Source organism: Cryobacterium sp. M15 (assembly GCF_002929675.1).
Classification (GTDB): domain Bacteria; phylum Actinomycetota; class Actinomycetes; order Actinomycetales; family Microbacteriaceae; genus Cryobacterium; species Cryobacterium lyxosi.
The window spans coordinates 377,741-392,946 of sequence record NZ_PJJW01000041.1 but is presented as its reverse complement, the minus strand read 5'-3'; the positions used below and the strand labels follow the sequence as shown (position 1 = coordinate 392,946).

Genomic DNA, 15,206 nt, shown 5'->3' with positions numbered 1-15,206 from the left:
CCCTAACCAATTCTTTCTTTACGACCCAAAATGCCTTGCGGTCGAAACAGCAATACCAGGATCAAAATAACAAGGGCGCCGACGACTTTCATGTCGGACGGAAGCCAGAGCGTCGATAGCTCAACGAAGAGCCCGACGATGAGGGAACCGACGAGGGCTCCAAAGGCCGTACCGAGACCGCCGAGGGTCACCGCGGCGAAGACGAGAAGCAGCATCTGGAATCCCATGTCCCAGCTGACGCCTGGGCGAAAGTAGGCCCACAAGACGCCGCTGAGCCCGGCCAGCGCGGCTCCGACCACCCAGACGATGCGAATGACGTTATCGACGTCAATACCGCTCGCCGAGGCCAGGCTCGGGTTATCAGAGACGGCGCGAGTGGCTTTGCCGATGCGGGTGCGCAGTAAAAAGAAAGCCACGGCGAGCAGCACCACGATGCTGATGCCCATACTGGCCAGGTCAATCGGAGACAACGAGATTGGACCGAACTTCAGGTCGGTCATTCCGGCCCCGGGGAGCTGACTCGTGCTGCCGCCGAAAAAATACTGGTACAGGTAGCGCAGGGCGAGCGACAGGCCGATGCTCACGATCATGAGGGGGATCACGGCCACGCCCTTGCGGCGCAGCGGTTTCCAGATCACAGTGTCGAGGCTGTACCCCAGCACGCCGCTGAGCGCGATGGCGATCAGAATGGCGAGCCAGATCGGTAGCCCGAGGTTGACCGAGAAGACCAGGGTCATCAGGGCGCCAAAGGTGATCATCTCGGCGTGCGCGAAGTTGCTCAGGCCGGTGGTGCCGAAGATCAGCGACACCCCGATCGCCGCGAGCGCGAGCAGCAGGCCGAAGTTCAAACCATTCACGAACCGGTTCACGAACTGATCGAAGAAACTTACCGTGTTGCGGGTGCCTTCACCGAGGAAGAAGTTGACCGATTTACGGTCGGTCAGGCCGAATTCCGTATCGATAATGTTACCTCCCTTGGCGACGACGACGCCCTTCGGCAGGGTTTCCTCGTCGAGGGTGACCTCGTAGGTGCCCTTCTCGGGAACGCCGATCGCCCACTTGCCGGCGGCATCCGTCACGGTGTCGGCGGTGTAGCCGTTGCCGTCGACGGCGATGGCCACACCGTCAAGGGCTTCACCGTTGAACTTCACGTTGCCCGAGAGAGTGAAGTCGTACTCGGTGCCTACCTCGTCGGCGTGCGCACTGGCCGCCGAGAACGTAGCCATGGACAGGGCTGCGAGGAGCGTTACGAACAGAATGACAAGCATTCTGGGTAGGTATCTCTGAGCCGTAAGAGTGGACTTCACGGGACCTCCATGTTGGTGCCGACCGGTGGCTGACCGAGCGGGCGCCGGACAAGTACAGCCAACGTCGTTGGTGTTGTAAGTGCCGATTATGTCCTAATTTTTTCGAAAGTTCGCACCAGTTCACGATTCGTGGGCGGAATGTGATGAGCGCAAACACGCTTAACATTGAAGAACCCGTTAAATCATGCGATTTGGCGGACAATTTTCTGTTTTCAGCTAGAGGTAAGGGGTTACATGGATCAGCCAGATCCGTTCGGATTCACCGGGCTCACCTACGACGACGTGCTGCTCCTGCCGGGGCACACCGACGTCATTCCCAGCGAAGCGGTCACCAAATCCCGCTTGACCCGACGAATCGACGTGTCGCTGCCGCTGCTCTCCAGCGCCATGGACACGGTCACCGAAACGCGCATGGCGATCGCCATGGCCCGCGAGGGCGGCTTGGGAATCCTGCACCGCAACCTCTCAATCGATGACCAGGCCGAACAGGTCGACCTGGTCAAGCGCAGCGAATCCGGAATGATCACCAACCCGGTCACGACGTCGCCCGACGCCACTGTGGCCGAGGTCGACGCCCTGTGCGGCCAGTTCCGCGTGAGCGGGCTGCCCGTTATTGACGGCGATGGAATTCTGGTGGGCATCATCACCAACCGGGACATGCGTTTCGTGCCATACGCCCGGAAGGCGTTCACCCGGGTGAGCGAGGTCATGACGAGGTCCCCGCTGATCACCGGCAAGGTCGGAATGGCTCCCGAAGACGCCCTGGCGATCTTCGCGAAACACAAGATCGAAAAGCTCCCCCTGATCGACGCCAACGGCAAGCTCACCGGCCTGATCACCGTGAAGGACTTCGACAAGAGCGAGGAATATCCCCTCGCCACCAAGGACGATGCAGGACGCCTCCGCGTCGGCGCGGCCATCGGCTTCTTCGGTGACGCCTGGCAGCGCGCGACCGCACTGCTCGAATCCGGGGTGGACGTGCTCGTGGTAGACACCGCCAACGGTGACAGCGCCGGCGTGCTCGACATCATTCGACGCCTGAAGGCCGACAAAGCCTTTGCCGATGTCGATGTGATCGGCGGGAACGTGGCCACCCGGTCCGGTGCCCAGGCGCTCATTGACGCGGGCGCTGACGCGATCAAGGTGGGCGTTGGCCCCGGCTCAATTTGCACCACGCGCATCGTGGCCGGGGTGGGTGTACCCCAGATCACCGCCGTCTACCAGGCCTCGCTGGCCGCGCGGGAAACCGGTATTCCGGTCATCGCCGACGGCGGGCTGCAGTACTCCGGTGACATCGCCAAGGCTCTCGTGGCCGGCGCTGACACCGTCATGCTCGGTTCTCTGCTCGCCGGCTGCACCGAAAGCCCCGGGGAACTCGTCTTCGTCAACGGCAAGCAGTTCAAGACCTACCGCGGTATGGGATCGCTCGGAGCGCTGCAGACCCGCGGCACGAAGACGTCCTATTCCAAAGACCGGTACTTTCAGAACGACGTTCCCAGTGACGAAAAACTCATTCCCGAGGGCATCGAGGGTCAGGTTCCATTCCGCGGCCCCCTCGCCGCCGTGGCCTACCAGCTGGTCGGTGGCCTGCGGCAGTCCATGTTCTATGTGGGAGCCCGCACCATCGCCGAGCTCAAGCAAAAGGGCAAGTTCGTGCGTATCACGCCCGCCGGACTCAAGGAATCGCACCCGCACGACGTGCAGATCGTGGTTGAAGCCCCGAACTACCGTCGGTAGGGCTTTTCGGTTCGTCGCCCCTGCCTCTGAATCGGGTGGGGGCGGCGGCATCCGCTCGAAAAAGGGATGTCGGTGGCTCCGTCTAAACTAGGACCATGGAAATCGAGATCGGCCGTTCCAAGCGCGCACGCCGCGTATACGCCTTTGACGACATCGCGGTGGTGCCCAGTCGGCGCACCCGCGACCCGGAGGACGTGTCGGTTAGCTGGACCATCGATGCGTACCAGTTCGCCATTCCGGTACTCGCCGCGCCAATGGACTCCGTCGTTTCGCCCACCACGGCCATCATGATGGGTCAGCTCGGCGGCGTCGGTGTTCTCGACCTCGAGGGCCTCTGGACCCGGCACGAGAACCCCGAGCCGCTGCTCGCTGAAATTCGCAACCTGCCCGCCGATAAGGCCACAGCACGCATGCAGGAGATGTACTCCGCCCCGATTCAGCCAGCCCTGGTCACCGCCCGGCTCGCGGAGATTCGTGCGGGAGGGGTCACGGTGGCCGGGGCGCTCTCGCCCCAGCGCACCCAGGAACTCTATGAAACCGTCGTTGCCGCGGGCGTCGACCTGTTCGTCATTCGCGGAACCACAGTGTCGGCCGAGCACGTGTCGCAGAACCAGGAACCGCTCAACCTCAAGAAGTTCATCTACGAACTCGATGTACCCGTTATCGTCGGTGGCGCGGCCACCTACACGGCGGCGCTGCACCTCATGCGCACGGGCGCCGCGGGCGTTCTGGTCGGTTTCGGCGGGGGAGCGGCGTCGACCACCCGCGCGACCCTCGGCATCCACGCTCCGATGGCGACTGCCGTAGCGGATGTCGCCGGCGCGCGCCGCGACTATATGGACGAATCCGGTGGGCGCTATGTCCACGTCATCGCTGACGGTGGCCTCGGTGCCTCGGGGGACATCGTCAAGGCCATCGCCTGCGGCGCCGACGCCGTCATGCTCGGAACCGCGCTGGCCCGGGCGACGGATGCCCCCGGTGGGGGATTCCATTGGGGCGCCGAGGCGCACCACGCGCAGCTGCCGCGCGGCAAGCGGGTCGAGGTGGGCACAGTGGCCCCGCTCGAAGAGATTCTGTATGGCCCGGCACCGGTCGCCGATGGCACGGCCAACCTCATTGGCGCGTTGCGTCGGTCAATGGCAACCACCGGATACTCCGATCTCAAGGAATTTCAGCGAGTGGAAGTGGTTGTCGCGCCGTACCGAGTGAACTAGCGTCGAAAACAGACGTACTTTTCAGCATTACCCGCAACACTGATGTCGCAGTTGTTTGTCGCACCTCCCCTGACCTCTCGTCTTAAACACTGAGTCTGAACAGGAGTAGTAATGGCCTCCCACAATTCGGTCACGCGGTCCACAAAAATGGGTCCTGAGGAGCGGGTCGCCGCTCTCGCCAAGCTCAGAGAAAAGGAACTCGACATTCTCGTCGTCGGCGGCGGCATCGTCGGCGCCGGCGCCGCACTCGATGCCGTCACCCGCGGTCTGAGCGTGGGCATCCTCGAGGCGCGGGACTGGGCGTCGGGCACCTCGAGCCGGTCGTCCAAGCTCGTGCATGGTGGCATCCGCTACTTGGAGCAGCTCGACTTTCGCCTCGTGCGCGAAGCGCTCACCGAGCGTGGTCTGCTGTTGCAGCGCATCGCGCCGCACTTGGTGAAGCCGGTCCGGTTTCTCTATCCGCTTAAGAAGCGCTTTACCGAGCGGTTCTATATCGGCGCCGGAATGCTGCTCTATGACATCTTCTCCTACACCGGCGGTCGCCCGCCCGGCGTGCCGCACCACCGCCACCTGTCGAAGAGCCAGGTGCAGAAGCTCATGCCGAGCCTGGCCAACGACGCCCTGATCGGCGGTATCACCTACTACGACGCCCAGGTCGACGACGCCCGCTACGTCTCGTCACTCGTGCGCACCGCCTCGTTCTATGGTGCCCACGCGGCCAGCCGGGTGCGCGTCGAAGGCTTCATCAAGGTGGGGGAGCGCGTCGTCGGCGTGCGCGCCCACGACCTGCAGACCGACGAACACTTCGAGGTGCGGGCCAAGCAGGTCGTGAACGCGACCGGGGTCTGGACCGACGACACCCAGCGCATGGTTGGCGAGCGGGGAACCTTCAAGGTGCGGGCGTCGAAAGGTGTGCACCTCGTGGTGCCGCGCGACCGGTTCCAGAGCGCCATGGGCCTGTTGCTGCGCACCGAGAAGAGCGTCTTGTTCGTCATCCCCTGGGGCCGGCACTGGCTCATCGGCACGACCGATACCGACTGGTACCTCGACAAGGCGCATCCCGCCGCGACGGCGGCCGACATCGACTACATCCTCGAACACATCAATGAAGTTTTGACGGTACCTCTGACCAGGGAAGACGTCGAGGGTGTCTACGCTGGCCTGCGTCCATTGCTGGCCGGTGAGAGTGACCAGACTTCCAAGTTGTCCCGCGAACACCTCGTCGGACACTCCGTTCCCGGCCTGGTCGTGATCGCCGGCGGCAAGTGGACCACCTACCGCGTCATGGCCAAGGACGCAGTGGATGCCGCAGTGTCGGCCCTCGATGGCCGCATTCCCGCTTCGGCCACCCAGGACATCCCCTTGCTCGGTGCTGAGGGCTATCAGGCGGCGTGGAATAAGCGCGGCAAGATAGCCAAGGCGTTCGGTGTGCACACCGTGCGGGTGGAACACCTGCTCAACCGCTACGGAACCCTCACCGACGAGCTGCTTGACCTCATTCGCGCCAACCCGGCGCTCGCCGAACCGTTGCCTGGCGCCGACGACTACATCGGTGCTGAGGTCGTCTACGCGGCCTCGCACGAAGGCGCGCTGCACCTCGAAGACGTGCTCGCGCGCCGCACCCGCATCTCGATCGAGGCGTGGGACCGCGGGGTTTCGGCCGCGCCGGTCGCCGCAGCGCTGATGGCGGGCGTGCTCGGCTGGGACCAGGAGCGCATCGACCGCGAGGTCGGCTTCTATCTCACCCGGGTTGCCGCCGAGCGTGCGTCGCAGGAGGAGCCGAACGACGAATCCGCTGACCGGGTGCGTCTCGAGGCCCCCGACATCGTGGTCACCAACTAGCCCGCCCGCGCCCGCGGTGGTCGTGCAACCTGTCGGTGGTCGCGCCAGCTGTCGGTGGTCGCGCCTCCTTTAGTGGGAGCGCCTACCGGCACCGGGCGCGGTGACGGCGCAAGAACGCGGGTGTGCTATCGAGTCCGGGGGACGCCGCTTCGCGGGAGGAACATTCCGAAAGCCTCGAGGTCGCGCGCGACCGACCAGTCCCACCGCGAAACGGATGGTCCGCACGCGCGAAGTCGATCTTCACGGCGCTTCTCGTTCATCACGACCTCGGCGGTGGTGCGTCCGCTCATGTAGGCCTCCTTGACGTACTTGCCGAGCCCGTCGAACTCGCCGATCTTGTTGATGCCTCGCCAGAAGAAGTCGACATAAGCGATGAACCCTGCGGCATCGCGCGAAGCGCACCTGCAACTCGGCGCGCGTCACCAGTATCGTCACGGGGCCGCCTCCGGGCGCCATCCTGCGTGGTACGTGAATGGCCTTGTCCATCATCGCGACAGCCTGCGGAAACGGCAGCACGCGCGCCATCGTGACGGCGGTCTGCGCCGCGGACGTGACCAACAGTCCGCCGCGCGCGATAGCGCCGCGCGGCAGGGCGTCCGGGGTGGTGGCGCTGTGCCGCACGATTCCGGGCTGGGAACGACCGCCCAACGCCTGCGGGACGGTGATGTGGACATCCGTCGGCCAGCTTGCGGGTCGTGGGAATCCCCAGATCGCCGCCGCAGAGTGGTGGGAGAACACCGGTGGATCGGCGCTGACCGCTCACCGGGCCGAGTGCCGCAGGTCGCGCCAACTCTGGCGGGAGCGCCCACCGGCACTGGGCGCGGTGACGCACCAGGTGGCGCGCGGACGGCAAAAGCGGCTCCGGTAGAATAAAGGAACTGCCCCTAGACCTCAGGAGTCATGACAATGGTTGATGTTCGGCGGGTCAAACTTCCCGGCGTGGGTGTTCTGCACACCTTCATCACGGATGACGGTGGCAAGGTCGGCGTCATCGCCCACCGCTCCGGCCACAGCGACCTCATCACCTTCGCCGACGAGGAGGGCGGGCCCGACGCGAGCAAGGTCTCGCTCCGGCTCAACGAAGACGAGGCGCACACCCTCGCCGAGTTGCTCGGCGGTACCCAGATCACCGAGTCGCTCAGTGCCCTCGACCAGATTCCCGGCCTCAGTATCGACTGGTTCACCGTCGACTACGAAGACCATATCGCCGGCCAGCCCCTCGGTAATCCGGCCGACCGCGGCATCGCCGGACTCACCGTCGTCGCCGTCGTGCGCGGCGAATCGGCCAACCCGGCCCCCGCTGCCGACTTCAAGGTCTTCCCCGGTGACACCCTGGTCGTCGCGGGTTCGCCCGAAAAAGTCGTCAAGGCCTTCGCATTCTTCCGCACCGGTGAAGTGAAGGCGAAGACCGTCGACGCTCCACCCGGGGGGTAAGCGATGCACGTGGGCGAAGATCTCCTCGTTCTTGGCACCCTGCTCGTCGTCGCTTATGTTCTTGGCCGCCTGGGCAAAGTGATCGGGCTCCCCACCATCCCGATCTATATGATCGTGGGCCTTCTCGCGAGCCCGAACACCGACTTCTTTCCCCTCGACTTTGAGTCCGGCGACATCGAACTTATCGCGGTGTTCGGCCTGATCCTGTTGTTGTTCAGCCTTGGCCTCGAGTTCGACCAGGAGGAATTCTTCGGCAACGCCAAAACCCTGATCATCTCCGGCGGATCCTGGATTCTCATCAACATGGGCGCCGGCTTCATTTTCGGCCTGCTCGTGGGTTGGGGGCCACGCGAAGCCCTCGTCATCGCCGGCATGACCGGTACCTCCTCGAGCGCGATCATCACCAAACTGCTCATCGAGCTTCGCCGCCTCGCGAACAAAGAGACACCGATGATCCTCGGCGTGACCGTGGTCGGCGACATCTTCATCGCCATCTACCTGTCGATTGTCTCCGTCGTGCTCAGTGGCAAGACCGAGATCTGGCCGATCGTGCTCCAGCTTTCTATCGCATTCCTCTTTCTCGTGGCCATGTTCTCGCTCGCCAGGTGGGGCGGCCGAGTGGTGTCCCGCCTTATGCGCACCAAAGACGATGAACTGTTCACGATTTTGTTCTTCGGCCTCGTGGTGTTGTTCGGTGGCATCGGTGAGATTATCGGCGTGACCGACGCGATTGGCGCATTCCTGATCGGTGTCGTGCTCGGAGCGAGCAGCTACCGCGCCCGAATCGAGCGCGTCGCGGTACCGTTGCGCGACATTTTCGCGGCGTTCTTCTTTCTCAACTTCGGCCTCGCCCTCGACGTGGCCCAGTTCGGATCGGTGATCGGCGTGGTGCTCGTGGCCATCGTGATGACCTTCGTCTTGAGCCTGCTGTCGGGAGCGCTGCTGGCCTGGCTGCACAAAATGGGTCCACGCGAGGCCCTCAACACCGCCGCGATCTTCGTCAACCGCGGCGAGTTCACATTGATTCTGGCAACGCTCTCCGTCGCGGCCGGGCTCGACCCGCGGTTGCAACCGTTCGCGGGCCTCTACGTTTTGGTCATGGCGATTCTTGGTCCGCTGTTCGCGGCGAATTCCGAGAAAATCGGGTCGGCCCTGCGTCGCCGCGTGCCAGCATCCGCTACCACGCGTGCGCCGCGCAACCCGATGCTCGACGAGGAGATCGCGCTGGTCGAGGCAGCGACAGCCGCTCAGGCGACGGATGCCGACGAGGCCACCCGGCGCGCGGCCAAGCGGATGGTCGACTCGGCCAATTCCCAAGCGTCGGCCGATACGCTGAACGCAGCGAAACGCTTGCATTCAGCCGATTCCGGTTCGGATTCTATGGCCGATTTCGCTCTCGGTCAGCATTCCCCAGAACCCGATGACACGACCGAGACACCAACACGCAAACCCGGGCGAGAAACGCACACAGGTGACTATTCGTGATCAGAATGATGCTGCGCCCCCGCTGGGTGGCCGCGCTACTGCTTGCCCTCGGTATAGCCGCAGCCTTTGCCCTGCTCGGGCACTGGCAGCTGGAGCGCGCCATCGAGTCCGGCGTCGTAGTGGAGCGAGCGACCGAGCAGGTGAAGCCGCTCGCCGAAGTGGCGCAGCCTGACGGCGGGGTGACACAGATCGCGACCGGCCAGATGGTAGCCACCACGGGTGCCTGGGTGGCCGGTGATGAGGCGCTGATCACCACCCGCTTCAACGGCGGTGTCGAAGGGTTCTGGGTCGTCAGCCATTTTCGAACGGATACCGCCGCCAGCATCGCTGTCGCGCGCGGCTGGGCGCCAGACAGAGCCACGGCCGAGGCCGTCATCGCTGAACTTCAGACCGAACCGAAAAACACCCTGGTTACCCTGACCGGGCGTTTTCTCACGGGGGAGGCCCCTGAGCTGCCCGACCCCGAGGGCGATTCGATGGAGCTGACGAAGGTCGCGCCATCCGCTTTGATCAATCTGTGGGCCGATTTCACGGACGAGTCGGTCTATTCGGCTTACATCGTCAGCGCTGACGCCACGGCCGGCCTCGACCTGATTGACTCCCCGGTACCCCAAGTCGACCAGTCGCTGAACTGGCTGAACATCTTCTACGCCATCGAGTGGGTCGTCTTCGCTGGGTTCGCCGTGTTCTTCTGGTACCGACTGGTGCGCGATGCCCTGGAACGCGAGCAGGAAGAAGCCGCGCTCGAAGACGTGGCTGCAGGGGCTCCCAGCACGGGCGCATAGAATTGCCCTATGCCACTTGATCCCAAGCCCGCCGACGTCTCTCGAATCCCCGGTGCGCTGCGGCTCTACCAGGTGTCGTCCATCATCACCGGTGTTTTTCTGCTGCTGCTCTGCGCCGAGGTCTATGCCAAGTTCGTGCTCGGCTACGAACTCGAGATGAACGGCTCCGAGGGTTTTCTTGCCTTCGTGCCGCGCGACACGGTCGTCGCGATCAACCTCAGCACGATCATTCTGATCGTGCACGGCTGGTTCTACGTGCTGTACCTGTTCGCCGATTTCCGCTTATGGAGCCTGATGCGCTGGCCGTTGCCACGCTTCGTGCTGATCGCGCTCGGCGGCATCATCCCCACGCTCTCGTTCTTTCTGGAAGGCCCCATGACCCGCCGCGTCAAACGTTCCCTCGCGCAGCTCGAAGCGAAAAAGGCTGCCGAGGTGCGTTCATGAGTGACACCTTCGACACCGCGTCGGCGGAGCCGACCCTCCCCGATTCAGGACTCGATCGTCCCGTTCTCGTGGTCGACTTCGGCGCGCAGTATGCGCAGCTGATCGCACGGCGCGTGCGTGAGGCATCCGTCTATTCGGAGATCGTGCCGCACAGCATCACCGCCGCCGAGGTGCTCGCCAAAAACCCGCGCGGAATCGTACTGAGCGGTGGGCCATCGAGTGTCTACGCCGAGGGGGCGCCCACTTTCGATGCCGCGATCTTTGAGCTCGGCGTGCCCGTGCTCGGTATTTGCTACGGCTTCCAGGTGATGGCGACCGCACTCGGCGGTACCGTCGCCCAGACCGGAGCCCGCGAATACGGCTCGACCCCGGTCGTCGTGAGCAACGCCGACAACGTTCTGTTGGCCGACCAGCCCGACAGCCAGACGGTCTGGATGAGCCACGGCGACTCGGTTGCCACCGCGCCCGACGGCTTCACCGTGCTTGCCTCGTCGACGTCGACTCCGGTCGCCGCGTTTGCCAACGATGAGAAGCGGCTCTACGGCGTGCAGTGGCACCCCGAGGTCAAACACTCCGAAAACGGCCAGCATGTGCTGGAAAACTTTCTGCACCGCGCCGCCGGCATCAACCCCGACTGGAACAGCGGCAACGTCATCGCGGAGCAGGTTGCGAAGATTCGGGCCCAGGTCGGCACCGGAAAGGTCATCTGCGGCCTCTCCGGCGGAGTCGATTCCGCCGTGGCCGCAGCCCTCGTGCACAAGGCCATCGGTGACCAGCTGGTGTGCGTCTTCGTCGACCACGGTCTGCTGCGCGAAGACGAGCGCCGCCAGGTTGAGGAGGACTACGTCAAGGCCACCGGCATCCGCCTGGTCACCGTGGATGTACGCGAGCAGTTCCTCGATGCGCTGAAAGGCGTGAGCGACCCGGAGACCAAGCGCAAAATCATCGGTCGCGAGTTCATCCGCACCTTCGAGCAGGCCCAGGCTGAACTGATCGAAGAGGCCAAGGAAATCGACGGCGACCCGATCCGCTTCCTGGTGCAGGGCACCCTCTACCCCGACGTCGTCGAGTCGGGCGGCGGCAGCGGCACCGCCAACATCAAGAGCCACCACAACGTGGGCGGCCTGCCCGACGACCTCAAGTTCGAACTGGTCGAACCGCTGCGTACCCTGTTCAAAGACGAGGTGCGCGCGATCGGTGCCGAGCTCGGCTTGCCAGCCGAAATTGTGCAGCGCCAGCCTTTCCCAGGCCCCGGCCTGGGCATTCGCATCGTCGGGTCGATCACCCAGGAACGCCTCGATCTGCTGCGCAAAGCGGATGCGATCGTGCGCTTCGAGTTGACCGCCGCCGGCCTCGACCGTGAGATCTGGCAGTGCCCGGTCGTTCTGCTCGCCGATGTGCGGTCAGTGGGCGTGCAGGGCGACGGACGTACCTACGGGCATCCCATCGTGCTGCGCCCGGTGTCGTCGGAAGACGCCATGACCGCCGACTGGACCCGCCTGCCCTACGACCTGCTGGCGAAGATTTCGAACCGCATCACCAACGAGGTCGACGGGGTGAACCGCGTGGTGCTCGACGTCACGTCGAAGCCACCGGGAACCATTGAGTGGGAGTGATCCCCACGTAAGGGGCTAGTCGTGCTCGCACTCGTTGGGAATGACGATGGCCGCCAGAACCGCGCAGCACACGAAGACTCCACCGCCGACGGCGATCGAAAGCGGCAGATTCACCACGGCCAGCAGGCCGCCGAGCGCGGAACCGAGCGCCAGCCCGAGAAGGCTGAGCACGCGGGACGCAGCGTTGACTCGGCCGCGCAGATCGTCGGGGACGAGTCGTTGTCGGAGAGAGGTCGCGCAGATTCCCCACGCCACAGCGTGGAGGATATAGACCGCCAGAAGCGCAGCGGCGATGGCACCACTCGTGCTGATGGAGAGCGCGAGCAGCGACACGGCACCCGTGACAAGGCTTGCGACGATCGTGCCGCGATAGCCGATGCGGCCTGTCGCGCGTGGTGTGGCGAAGGATGCGACGAGCCCACCGAGTGCGGAAACGGCGAGGATCACTCCATAGCCCAAGCCATCGAGGTGAAGCCGCTCCGCAGCGAACAGAACGAGGATCGAGAAGGAAAGCATATAGCCGACGCTCGCGAGGGCACCGATCAGGGCGAGCCCGCCAACCGTGCGGTTGCCGGCCAGCCACCGGGCACCCTGCATGGCCTCGCGAACGGCGGGCTGGCGTCGTATCAGCGCGCTTCCATTGCGCACCCCGAGCCCGCGCACCCCGAGCCCGCGCACCCCGAGACTGCGCACCCCGAGACTGCGCACCGGCAGCGCCAGTGCAAGAAGCCCGGCCGCAGCCCACAGCCCGCCCATGAGGTACAGCGGAGTCGCGACCGCGACGGCGAACAATAGTCCGCCGAGCGGGGGCCCCGCGAACTCATCGGCAACCAGCTGTGCTGCCGAGATGCGGATCATCGGTGAGCGATGCGGCCAGGAGCGGCATCGAGATGAACGCAACCCCGTCAGCGAGATTAGAGGAGGCACTGGATGTCCACAGCGCTCGAAAGGGGAGACCGAGCGACATGACCCCGAGTTTAGATCAGGCGCACACGATGACGGCGTCGCTGCTTGTCGACGGCGTTCTCCTCGCCGGTAGATCAGTCCTTGGGGGCCTTGAGGTATCGACGGATAGCGATGATGACCACCCAGGCGAGGCCGAGGAGCACGATCGCGCTACCGATATAGCCGAACGCGGCGTTCATGCCGTTTGCTTCGAGCGGGAGCAGTGCATGCAGGTCAGTAAAACTCATTGCTTCAGCCAACCACATTTTGGTGTGCCGCGGGAACGAAAAAAACGCCCTCGCTCCGGGGAACGAGGGCGTTTTATCGACGGGTACTGCTATTCGCGACTGAGGGCGAAGATGCGCAGCATTTCGACGTAGAGCCAGACGACGGTCATGATGATGCCGAAGGCGCCGGTCCAGCCGTACTTGCGCGGCAGGCGGTTGTTGACGCCCTTCTGGATGAAGTCGAAGTCGAGCACGAGCGAGTACGCGGCCAGGAGAACTGCGAGGAGGCCGATGAGGATGCCGAGCTTGATGTCGAAGCCGAGAATGCTGATGCTCTGGCTGCGCATACCGAAGGCCTGGTCGGTACCGCCGAAGATCATCATTCCCACGTTGATCAGCGAGAACGCGGCGTAGCCGACCATGGCGACCAGAAAGATCTTGGTGGCTTTCTTCGAGGCGCGGATCTTGCCGCTCTTGAACAGCGCCAGGGTGACGGCGACCACGACGAGGGTGGCGAGAACCGCTTGCACCACGACGCCCGGGTAGATGTCGTCGAAGACACGCGAGATTCCACCGACGAACAGGCCCTGAGCCCCGGCGAAGGCCAGGATCAGCGGAGCCGACGGCTCCTTCTTGAAGGTGTTGACCAGGCCGAGTACGAAGCCGGCGATGGCTCCCAGAATGAAGAGGAAGGGAAGCACCGGCGTGGCGACCCAGGAGATCATTGCCGCCACAAGCAGCAGCGCAAAACCGAGACCGGTCTTGGTGATGGTGTCTTCATAGGTCATGCGCTCGGTGTCCTGGGCGCCAGCGGAGGGCCGGTTGTACATCGACTGCAGATCGTTGTCCGAGAGGGCCTGCGACGACGCCACTGCGCCGCGAGGGCCGAACGCCTCGTTGCGGGAGAAAGCGGGGTTGGAGGATGCCATGTGTTGCTGTACTCACAATCAGCTGGGGGAGTAACGGGTGCGCGCGGGCGGACCAACACGCAGCGCCTGGTGCGGCACTTCCTTAAAGGTACCGGAGAGCGCTGTCGAATGTGCTGGGGATCAGCCGATTTGCAGTATTCCGGGCGGCACGCGAATGCGTTTCGCTAGCAGCGGATTTGCCCCGCAGCATCCGTTCTGGCGGCGCGGTTAGCCTGAAACCATGCAAGCGATCGTCATTGGCCACCGCGGGGCGAGTGGCCACCGGCCAGAGCACACGCGTGCCGCCTTCAATCTTGCCTTCGGGCTCGGGGCCGACGCCGTCGAACCCGACCTGGTGGCAACTCGCGACGGTGTTCTCGTGATCCGCCACGAAAACGAGATCTCCGGTACCACGGATGTCGCCACGCGCGCCGAATTCGGCGCTCGCCGCACCGAAAAGCACGTCGACGGCAAGCTGGTCACCGGCTGGTTCACCGAGGACTTCACCTGGGCAGAATTGAGCACCCTGCGCGCCAGGGAACGGTTGCCGAACCTGCGGCAGAGCAACACGACCTTCGACGGCCAGCAGCCGATTCTGCGACTGCGCGACCTGTTCGACCTCGTCGACGCCGCGGCCGAGCAGACCGATCGGGTGCTCGGCATCGTCGCCGAGATCAAGCACGGCAACTATTTTGCGGGGCTCGACCTGCCCCTGGCCGAACTGTTCGCCGCCGAAGTATCGGCAGCCGGCTGGAATACCGACCGACTCACCGTGGAAAGCTTTGAACCGAGCGTGCTCGCCCGGGTGCGGGCCGAGGGTGTGCGCGGCAAGCGGATCTTTCTACTCGAAGACCAGGGGTATCCGGCTGACCAGGTCGCCGAGCACGGAGCCGGGGCGCTGCGTTACATCGACCACCTCACGCCAGACGGGCTTGCGAACCTCGCCGCCGGTGAAAACATCGACGGCATCAGCGTTCCCAAGTCGCTCATTCTGGAAACGGATGATGTGGGTGACGTCGTCGGGGCATCCGCTTTGGTCGATGACGCCCACAAAGCAGGGCTGGAGATTTACTGCTGGACTTTGCGGCCAGAGAATAAGTTTCTGGCGAAAACGTTCCGGCGCGGTATTCGTCGAGCGGACTTCGGCCATTGGCAGGCGGAGTTTCGCCTCATTCTCGAGACGGGTATCGACGGTGTGTTCGTTGACCACCCCGATCTGGCCGTGCACGTGCGCGACGGGTTGCGCTGACCCGCCCGCCTGT

General features: G+C 64.2%; 15 protein-coding genes. 10 read left to right on the top strand and 5 right to left on the bottom strand.

Going from position 1 to position 15,206, the window contains the following annotated elements; genetic code table 11:
* Nucleotides 1-2: 2 nt before the first annotated feature.
* Nucleotides 3-1,268: a branched-chain amino acid ABC transporter permease gene (locus CXY83_RS16750; RefSeq protein ID WP_104198423.1), complete on the bottom strand. Its 1,266-nt coding sequence runs from the start codon at nucleotides 1,266-1,268 to the stop codon at nucleotides 3-5.
* Nucleotides 1,269-1,541: 273 nt separating this feature from the next.
* On the opposite strand from CXY83_RS16750, the gene guaB reads away from it, so the two are divergent.
* The 3 genes from guaB (at nucleotide 1,542) to CXY83_RS16735 (ending at nucleotide 6,100) form a co-directional block, all read left to right on the top strand.
* Entirely contained in the window at nucleotides 1,542-3,044 is a 1,503-nt protein-coding gene (gene guaB, locus CXY83_RS16745) for an IMP dehydrogenase (RefSeq protein ID WP_104198422.1), read from the top strand.
* A gap of 95 nt (nucleotides 3,045-3,139) precedes the next feature.
* Nucleotides 3,140-4,258: a GuaB3 family IMP dehydrogenase-related protein gene (locus CXY83_RS16740; protein ID WP_104198421.1), complete on the top strand. Its 1,119-nt coding sequence runs from the start codon at nucleotides 3,140-3,142 to the stop codon at nucleotides 4,256-4,258.
* A gap of 111 nt (nucleotides 4,259-4,369) precedes the next feature.
* Complete coding sequence (locus tag CXY83_RS16735; RefSeq protein WP_104198420.1) at nucleotides 4,370-6,100, top strand: glycerol-3-phosphate dehydrogenase/oxidase; 1,731 nt, start codon at nucleotides 4,370-4,372, stop codon at nucleotides 6,098-6,100.
* A gap of 125 nt (nucleotides 6,101-6,225) precedes the next feature.
* Here the strand turns inward: CXY83_RS16735 and CXY83_RS17730 are convergent, their stop codons facing one another.
* The gene (locus CXY83_RS17730) at nucleotides 6,226-6,390 is read right to left on the bottom strand and encodes a hypothetical protein (protein WP_158251917.1); all 165 of its coding nucleotides are present in this window, start codon (nucleotides 6,388-6,390) and stop codon (nucleotides 6,226-6,228) included.
* Between the two features lie 182 nt (nucleotides 6,391-6,572).
* Here CXY83_RS17730 and CXY83_RS16730 point away from each other — a divergent pair, with 182 nt between their 5' ends.
* From CXY83_RS16730 to guaA, 6 genes are read left to right on the top strand one after another with little or no spacing between them, the layout of a single operon-like run.
* The gene (locus CXY83_RS16730) at nucleotides 6,573-6,968 is read left to right on the top strand and encodes a hypothetical protein (RefSeq protein ID WP_104198419.1); all 396 of its coding nucleotides are present in this window, start codon (nucleotides 6,573-6,575) and stop codon (nucleotides 6,966-6,968) included.
* Nucleotides 6,969-7,006: 38 nt separating this feature from the next.
* Nucleotides 7,007-7,534 (top strand): cation:proton antiporter regulatory subunit, encoded by a 528-nt coding sequence (locus CXY83_RS16725; RefSeq protein WP_104198418.1) that lies wholly within the window; start codon nucleotides 7,007-7,009, stop codon nucleotides 7,532-7,534.
* Between the two features lie 3 nt (nucleotides 7,535-7,537).
* Nucleotides 7,538-9,019: a cation:proton antiporter gene (locus tag CXY83_RS16720; RefSeq protein ID WP_104198417.1), complete on the top strand. Its 1,482-nt coding sequence runs from the start codon at nucleotides 7,538-7,540 to the stop codon at nucleotides 9,017-9,019.
* Nucleotides 9,020-9,024: 5 nt separating this feature from the next.
* On the top strand, nucleotides 9,025-9,804 hold the full coding sequence (locus tag CXY83_RS16715; protein WP_104198416.1) for an SURF1 family protein: 780 nt from the start codon (nucleotides 9,025-9,027) through the stop codon (nucleotides 9,802-9,804).
* A 9-nt stretch (nucleotides 9,805-9,813) separates the two neighbouring features.
* Nucleotides 9,814-10,248, top strand: coding sequence for a DUF3817 domain-containing protein (locus CXY83_RS16710; protein ID WP_104198415.1), 435 nt, complete (start codon nucleotides 9,814-9,816; stop codon nucleotides 10,246-10,248).
* Nucleotides 10,245-11,864, top strand: coding sequence for a glutamine-hydrolyzing GMP synthase (guaA, locus tag CXY83_RS16705; protein WP_104198414.1), 1,620 nt, complete (start codon nucleotides 10,245-10,247; stop codon nucleotides 11,862-11,864). Before CXY83_RS16710 ends, guaA begins: the two co-directional genes overlap by 4 nt.
* 15 nt (nucleotides 11,865-11,879) lie before the next feature.
* On the opposite strand, the gene CXY83_RS16700 is transcribed toward guaA, so the two are convergent.
* The 3 genes from CXY83_RS16700 to CXY83_RS16695 all read right to left on the bottom strand — a co-directional run bounded on the left by CXY83_RS16700 (nucleotide 11,880) and on the right by CXY83_RS16695 (nucleotide 13,965).
* Nucleotides 11,880-12,722 (bottom strand): MFS transporter, encoded by an 843-nt coding sequence (locus CXY83_RS16700; RefSeq protein WP_233201029.1) that lies wholly within the window; start codon nucleotides 12,720-12,722, stop codon nucleotides 11,880-11,882.
* 182 nt (nucleotides 12,723-12,904) lie between these two features.
* Entirely contained in the window at nucleotides 12,905-13,057 is a 153-nt protein-coding gene (locus CXY83_RS17725; RefSeq protein WP_158251916.1) for a hypothetical protein, read from the bottom strand.
* Nucleotides 13,058-13,146: 89 nt separating this feature from the next.
* On the bottom strand, nucleotides 13,147-13,965 hold the full coding sequence (locus CXY83_RS16695; protein WP_104198413.1) for a Bax inhibitor-1/YccA family protein: 819 nt from the start codon (nucleotides 13,963-13,965) through the stop codon (nucleotides 13,147-13,149).
* Nucleotides 13,966-14,185: 220 nt separating this feature from the next.
* On the opposite strand from CXY83_RS16695, the gene CXY83_RS16690 reads away from it, so the two are divergent.
* Nucleotides 14,186-15,193, top strand: a complete 1,008-nt coding sequence (locus CXY83_RS16690; protein ID WP_104198412.1) for a glycerophosphodiester phosphodiesterase family protein — start codon at nucleotides 14,186-14,188, stop codon at nucleotides 15,191-15,193.
* Nucleotides 15,194-15,206: the final 13 nt, after the last annotated feature.

Excerpts from the sequence above, each read along its gene's own strand:
- CXY83_RS16750 (WP_104198423.1), bottom strand. The coding sequence starts at position 1,268 with ATGCTTGTCATTCTGTTCGTAACGCTCCTCGCAGCCCTGTCCATGGCT.
- guaB (WP_104198422.1), top strand. The coding sequence starts at position 1,542 with ATGGATCAGCCAGATCCGTTCGGATTCACCGGGCTCACCTACGACGAC.
- CXY83_RS16740 (WP_104198421.1), top strand. The coding sequence starts at position 3,140 with ATGGAAATCGAGATCGGCCGTTCCAAGCGCGCACGCCGCGTATACGCC.
- CXY83_RS16735 (WP_104198420.1), top strand. The coding sequence starts at position 4,370 with ATGGCCTCCCACAATTCGGTCACGCGGTCCACAAAAATGGGTCCTGAG.
- CXY83_RS17730 (WP_158251917.1), bottom strand. The coding sequence starts at position 6,390 with ATGAGCGGACGCACCACCGCCGAGGTCGTGATGAACGAGAAGCGCCGT.
- CXY83_RS16730 (WP_104198419.1), top strand. The coding sequence starts at position 6,573 with ATGGCCTTGTCCATCATCGCGACAGCCTGCGGAAACGGCAGCACGCGC.
- CXY83_RS16725 (WP_104198418.1), top strand. The coding sequence starts at position 7,007 with ATGGTTGATGTTCGGCGGGTCAAACTTCCCGGCGTGGGTGTTCTGCAC.
- CXY83_RS16720 (WP_104198417.1), top strand. The coding sequence starts at position 7,538 with ATGCACGTGGGCGAAGATCTCCTCGTTCTTGGCACCCTGCTCGTCGTC.
- CXY83_RS16715 (WP_104198416.1), top strand. The coding sequence starts at position 9,025 with ATGATGCTGCGCCCCCGCTGGGTGGCCGCGCTACTGCTTGCCCTCGGT.
- CXY83_RS16710 (WP_104198415.1), top strand. The coding sequence starts at position 9,814 with ATGCCACTTGATCCCAAGCCCGCCGACGTCTCTCGAATCCCCGGTGCG.
- guaA (WP_104198414.1), top strand. The coding sequence starts at position 10,245 with ATGAGTGACACCTTCGACACCGCGTCGGCGGAGCCGACCCTCCCCGAT.
- CXY83_RS16700 (WP_233201029.1), bottom strand. The coding sequence starts at position 12,722 with ATGATCCGCATCTCGGCAGCACAGCTGGTTGCCGATGAGTTCGCGGGG.
- CXY83_RS17725 (WP_158251916.1), bottom strand. The coding sequence starts at position 13,057 with ATGAGTTTTACTGACCTGCATGCACTGCTCCCGCTCGAAGCAAACGGC.
- CXY83_RS16695 (WP_104198413.1), bottom strand. The coding sequence starts at position 13,965 with ATGGCATCCTCCAACCCCGCTTTCTCCCGCAACGAGGCGTTCGGCCCT.
- CXY83_RS16690 (WP_104198412.1), top strand. The coding sequence starts at position 14,186 with ATGCAAGCGATCGTCATTGGCCACCGCGGGGCGAGTGGCCACCGGCCA.